Origin of the sequence: Neisseria sp. P0008.S004 (genome assembly GCF_051962755.1) — a bacterium.
Lineage (GTDB): Bacteria > Pseudomonadota > Gammaproteobacteria > Burkholderiales > Neisseriaceae > Neisseria > Neisseria subflava_A.
The window spans coordinates 1-4750 of record NZ_JBQCUZ010000021.1 but is presented as its reverse complement, the minus strand read 5'-3'; the positions used below and the strand labels follow the sequence as shown (position 1 = coordinate 4750).

The following is a 4750-nucleotide window of genomic DNA, read 5'->3' as shown; positions in this document are numbered from 1 at the left end:
TGATTATAGATTGGATTCTTAATAGATTTGATAGCTTCTGATTTAAAAAAAAGTTTCTGGATGACTTGTATTTCAAGTCTTCCGATTTGATATACAGGAACCTAATTCCTGTGTATCATTTTCACACCTTTTTTGTTGAACCCAGTTTTTGAGGGGGAGACGGAACAGATGGATGCCGTCACGAAAATTACGGTCAAATTTGGACAAAAAAATCCTTTCAGAAAAAAAAGCGCAAAAAACGCAGACAAATAATATAGCGGAGTAGGACATGACTAAAACCCAATATCCTGATTATTTTGTTTTCACAAACCGATCGTCCATGATGCAACGCATACAGGATGCCGTAGAGAACGGTTATTTATACTTTGTACAGGGAACTGTTAAGCATGAAAAAGCTGTTTGTGTATTGGATAAGCTGATAGAACGGTACAAAACCAATCAAACACCAACTCAAAGGCTCAGAGCCTATGAAAAAGGCGAAAGCCTCGTTCAACTTTTTGCATATATCAGCCCAACAGAACCGGAGAAAGGGCTGGATTTTTATCTGCTTCACCGTCCTGCCCAGGGACAGAAATGTCCGACAATATCCTCAGAACCGTGGAAAACAGCCACAAATAGACAAACACGGATTGAATCAAGAGGCTATGAGCTGGTAAGAGTGCCAAACGAGAGAACACATAAAAGCAGTAAAACGCCTTTGAAGCCATATCGATGGACTTGGCGTTATAACGCTGAAAGACTGGAACAGTTTGAGCAAAAATTAAAACGTTGCGCGCTTAGAAATTCAGAGGAAGAGTATCGTTCCCTTTTCGATACCCTGAAAAAGACGCTTGGTTTTTCAGGAAGCAGGGAACAAGCAAAGACTATGCTGATACGGTTAGAGATGAATTGGAGAAGGATCAGCAGTCAAGAACCGCCAATTTGCTTTGATGGAAAGTTACCGACAGCTAGAAGAATGAAGAATATCGGCGTAATGCTTGCCGAATTACCATCTTGAAACATTAATTTCTAAATATTTGCCACCATCTGCGACGTGGTTTGATCGATTTAGTCTCTTCTGTTGAGGCTTTGTTTTCCAGTAAAAGCATTGCTTGTTTCAGGCTACCTAAATGGTCTTTCAGTGCTGCATTTTCAGCTTCCAACGCCGCTAAACGGACGCGCATATCTGCGACATCCTGCGACATTGTCTCATTTTTACCTGCGACATCCTGCGACATTGTCGCACTTCCAACTGCGACATTTGTCACAGGTAAAAATGCGCCATATACCCTTAGAAGCTCCGAAGTATCTAGCTTTTGGCCATTGTCGCACTTGCTCAATTTGCCTGCGACAATGTCGCGCTGAAGGGTGCGACGGCTTTTACCAACCAGTCGCGCAGCTTCACTAATGGATACGAGTGCCATTTTTACTCCAACGCATTCAGAGTTTTATTTCTAGGTATGGGAGCTGTTTCTTGGTTGAAAAGCCTACCTTGTGGATTTCGTTGAAATTTGAACAGTAGTGTAGCTACTTTACGTCCACGTTTTCGGACTTCCCACTCGATTAACCAACCGTCTTTTTCTGTTAGTTCCTTAATTGCCGGCTCAATAACCCATCTTCTCAAATCACTGAAATTTTTTCTGTGGCTTTCGGTTGCTTCCATAGCGTGCCAAAATTCTTCAATGGACATTGAAAGCCACCCTGAACCGTCTGTCTTGTCTTTCATCTGCTCAAAGAGTTCAAGTAGCCGCCAAGAATAAATTGATCGCAAAGCGGCAGCTTGTTGTAGCTGGTACTTTGTGAACTCTCTTTCTAGCTCAAACAAGAAAGGGAAAACATACTCAGAGAATTTGAATTTAACGTAGCCTTCTTCTTTGAAATATTTATACCCCTGCACCCATACACATGACAGCGTGCCGATATGTTTGCCGTCCTTAACTTGCCACGATAAAGAGCGTTTCATTAAAGAATTGACAGCATTTTTTAATTCTCGATATGCCGTACTCATGTTTACATCGTAAGTGTCAGCATATTCTTGCGCCGTTAATTTAATTTCGCCATTTACGCCCCCTAACTTCGCAATTCCAGCCATCAAAATCCGTTTTTCCACCAAATTCAAAGTTTGAGCGGAGCGCGTAATATAATTTGAAATCACAACATTGCAATTAGCTAAGCTATCATTTTCCGTAACCAAATTTCCCATAATGAGAGAACCTTGCCGTATTTAAGAGATTATTTTTATTATCGCATAATTCAAAATAAGAGAAAATATAAATTATCGCAAATGCGGTAATGTTCTCTCATTTAAATTGTGGATAGCACTGCAAAAATCTCGCATTAAACTGCAAAAATCTCGCATTAAACTGCAAAAATCTCGCATTAAACTGCAAAAATCTCTCATTTAAACTGCGAAAAAAACCGCTGTAACCCTTGACTGGCAAGGCATACAGCGTTTATCCACAAGTCCATAAAAAGGTTTAAAAAGATTTAAAAATGATGAAAAACCAGAAAGCCCCAAATTTCTGGGGATAACCTTCGGGCCATTTCGCGCTTGCGCAGCTCATGACCCGGCTTCGCTGTTTGATGTGCCTACGGCATGATGAGTTCGCCATAAGGCGAACCTGCGGGGGCTTTGCCCCCACACCCCCAGTCTCGCCGCCGACGGCTCGGGAGCAGGGCGCGGCGTACCGCCTTCTCCTGCCCCTAGCCTTTAGCGTTGGGTCGCTTCCACCCTGTCAAGGTCAAGCCGCTTACGCGGTCGCTACGCGAACCTTGACAGGCTTCCAGCTCCGAAGATGGGGGAAAATACAGATATTTATACAAAAAAACAGTGCTATACTTACACAAAACCTTGGAGATTTAATTATGTCTTATGCAATTGCTTTTGACCTAGATACAACTGTTTTACAGAATCTTTATCCTAATCCTTCTTGGCAAAACGCTTATGGCGACGTCAAACGTACACTAGTTAGTCTTGGTTTCACCCATCAACAAGGCAGTGTATATTTTGGTGGAGAAACGATTACCGCGGTTTCTTGTGTTTTGGCCGCTCAAAAGTTGTCATCAACCTTTGCTTGGTTCAAACCTGCAGTTTCCGATATACGCATGCTGCGAATTGAAGAGATGAATGATCTAGCTCCAGCCCTTTAAGAGAACAGCAAAACCACCCCACAGGGTGGTTTTGCTGTTCTAGTAGCTTCTAAAAATCAATTGCATGAACTATATGCGCTTACGCGGTCGATACCAAACCTTTACGACTCCCATCTCCAAAGCAGTGATAGATGCGCGTAACACCTTAAATTTGCGTTTTCCTGCGTTTTATATGCTTGCCTATGGGGTAGGGTAGGATAGGGGTAGAAATTCAATCTGAGCGCAAATTTGGGGCGTTTCTGACGGTTTTATTTCGGATTACTGCCTGATAAAAACAGCGGTTTGAAGACCGCAAGTGCGTTTTTTTGAAGACAAAATGATATTTGCATGACATCTTATCGTACAAAGCTATGCTTGAAATTACAAAAACCCCTTATCGTACAAAACAGCCATTTTTTAGGTCAGATTACAAAGAAAAAGACCGCCGAAGCGGTCTTTAGGGTTAAGAATAAAATTCGGGCAAAGCCCAAAATTTTCGGAAATGAAACTTTCGCTTTTGACGGCGTACTGTCTCTTTCCCCCTCTCAACTAGGGATTTTTATATCCGAATCCGCCAAGATTCAGACTATTCAACTCCGCCAAGAGTTAAATAATTATTTTGCCGGTGTGATTTGGCAAAATACCCCGAATTTCCGAGGCTTTTCAGCCCCTAGGAACTAGAGCTTTTCTGCTCTAGTTCCTCCAACGCCCCCGGCCAAGGGGGTTTACTGCTACTACACATTGAGATTTGTTGCTTGCCTGTTCCTTTCGTACTTCCTTCCCTAGACGTTGAACTCGCCATCAGGAAGGGGCATTACTGCTTTTCCTACTCAGACACTCTCCCAGTCTTTTACCCAATTTCTGCCTTGCCACAGGTCAGTTTTAGGGGCAGTCAGACCTTCCCAAGTTAGTTTACCGCTACTACATCCTTCCTAGCCGTCGTCTCACATGAATATCCATAGCTTACGCCTACCCGATTTCTCGGTTTCAGGGGGTAAAGAATCCAAAAACCCTCCCCTACTAGATACCCTGCTTCACAGACTCATTCAATCCGCGGCAATGCTTTTCAGCATTTTCAGAGGATTCAGCACAGCGCCATTCGACTTTACGTTTCGGCTACCGTTACACGTTTGAGCTATACATCGACCTTCGGTTTCTCGAAGTGCCGTCTAACCAAGATTTCTCCCGTCAAACTCACGTCATTTCGGACGTGCGAAGCCATCGTGTGCTGCAAGTGTCGCGCCCTTTCGGTACGCCCCACTGACTGGACTGGATACCAGTTTTTGCAAGTAAACAGGACGATTCTCTCTCACAAGAGCCGCCGTTTCCTTGTCGCCCATGCTTTGAGATTTCCCTCGATTGGGTCGAACAGGGGGATTTCACCCCTGAGCGCCCTTCGTAGTCGTACCAGCACCATTACGAGCATACGACTTCGGCAAACTCGACAGTTTGGCAAACTGTCTTGATCTCAATCGTTGGGGGCTAGCCAACGTGTAGTAAATCAGGTTGGCTAGACCTTCGGACAAGCTTATTAGATTTGTTTTTTATGGCTCAGTCAACCGATTTGATTATAGATTGGATTCTTAATAGATTTGATAGCTTCTGATTTAAAAAAAAGTTTCTGGATGACTTGTATTTCAAG

At 43.3% G+C, this 4750-nt stretch carries 5 protein-coding genes; 3 read left to right on the top strand and 2 right to left on the bottom strand.

Annotation, left to right across the window (positions count from 1 at the left end):
- The first annotated feature begins 268 nt into the window (after nt 1-268).
- Entirely contained in the window at nt 269-997 is a 729-nt protein-coding gene (locus tag ACTHSW_RS10710) for a hypothetical protein (protein WP_107811120.1), read from the top strand.
- Nucleotides 998-1001: 4 nt separating this feature from the next.
- Here ACTHSW_RS10710 and ACTHSW_RS10705 read toward each other — a convergent pair whose 3' ends face one another.
- Together ACTHSW_RS10705 and ACTHSW_RS10700 are read right to left on the bottom strand one after the other, a co-directional pair.
- A complete protein-coding gene (locus ACTHSW_RS10705) occupies nt 1002-1403 on the bottom strand; it encodes a hypothetical protein (protein WP_070461297.1) in 402 nt (133 codons plus the stop codon).
- Between the two features lie 2 nt (nt 1404-1405).
- Complete coding sequence (locus ACTHSW_RS10700; protein WP_070461298.1) at nt 1406-2182, bottom strand: replication initiation protein; 777 nt, start codon at nt 2180-2182, stop codon at nt 1406-1408.
- 662 nt (nt 2183-2844) lie between these two features.
- Here ACTHSW_RS10700 and ACTHSW_RS10695 point away from each other — a divergent pair.
- Nucleotides 2845-3129 (top strand): virulence factor, encoded by a 285-nt coding sequence (locus tag ACTHSW_RS10695; RefSeq protein WP_107811121.1) that lies wholly within the window; start codon nt 2845-2847, stop codon nt 3127-3129.
- Between the two features lie 327 nt (nt 3130-3456).
- A complete protein-coding gene (locus tag ACTHSW_RS10690) occupies nt 3457-3789 on the top strand; it encodes a hypothetical protein (protein WP_070461295.1) in 333 nt (110 codons plus the stop codon).
- Nucleotides 3790-4750: the final 961 nt, after the last annotated feature.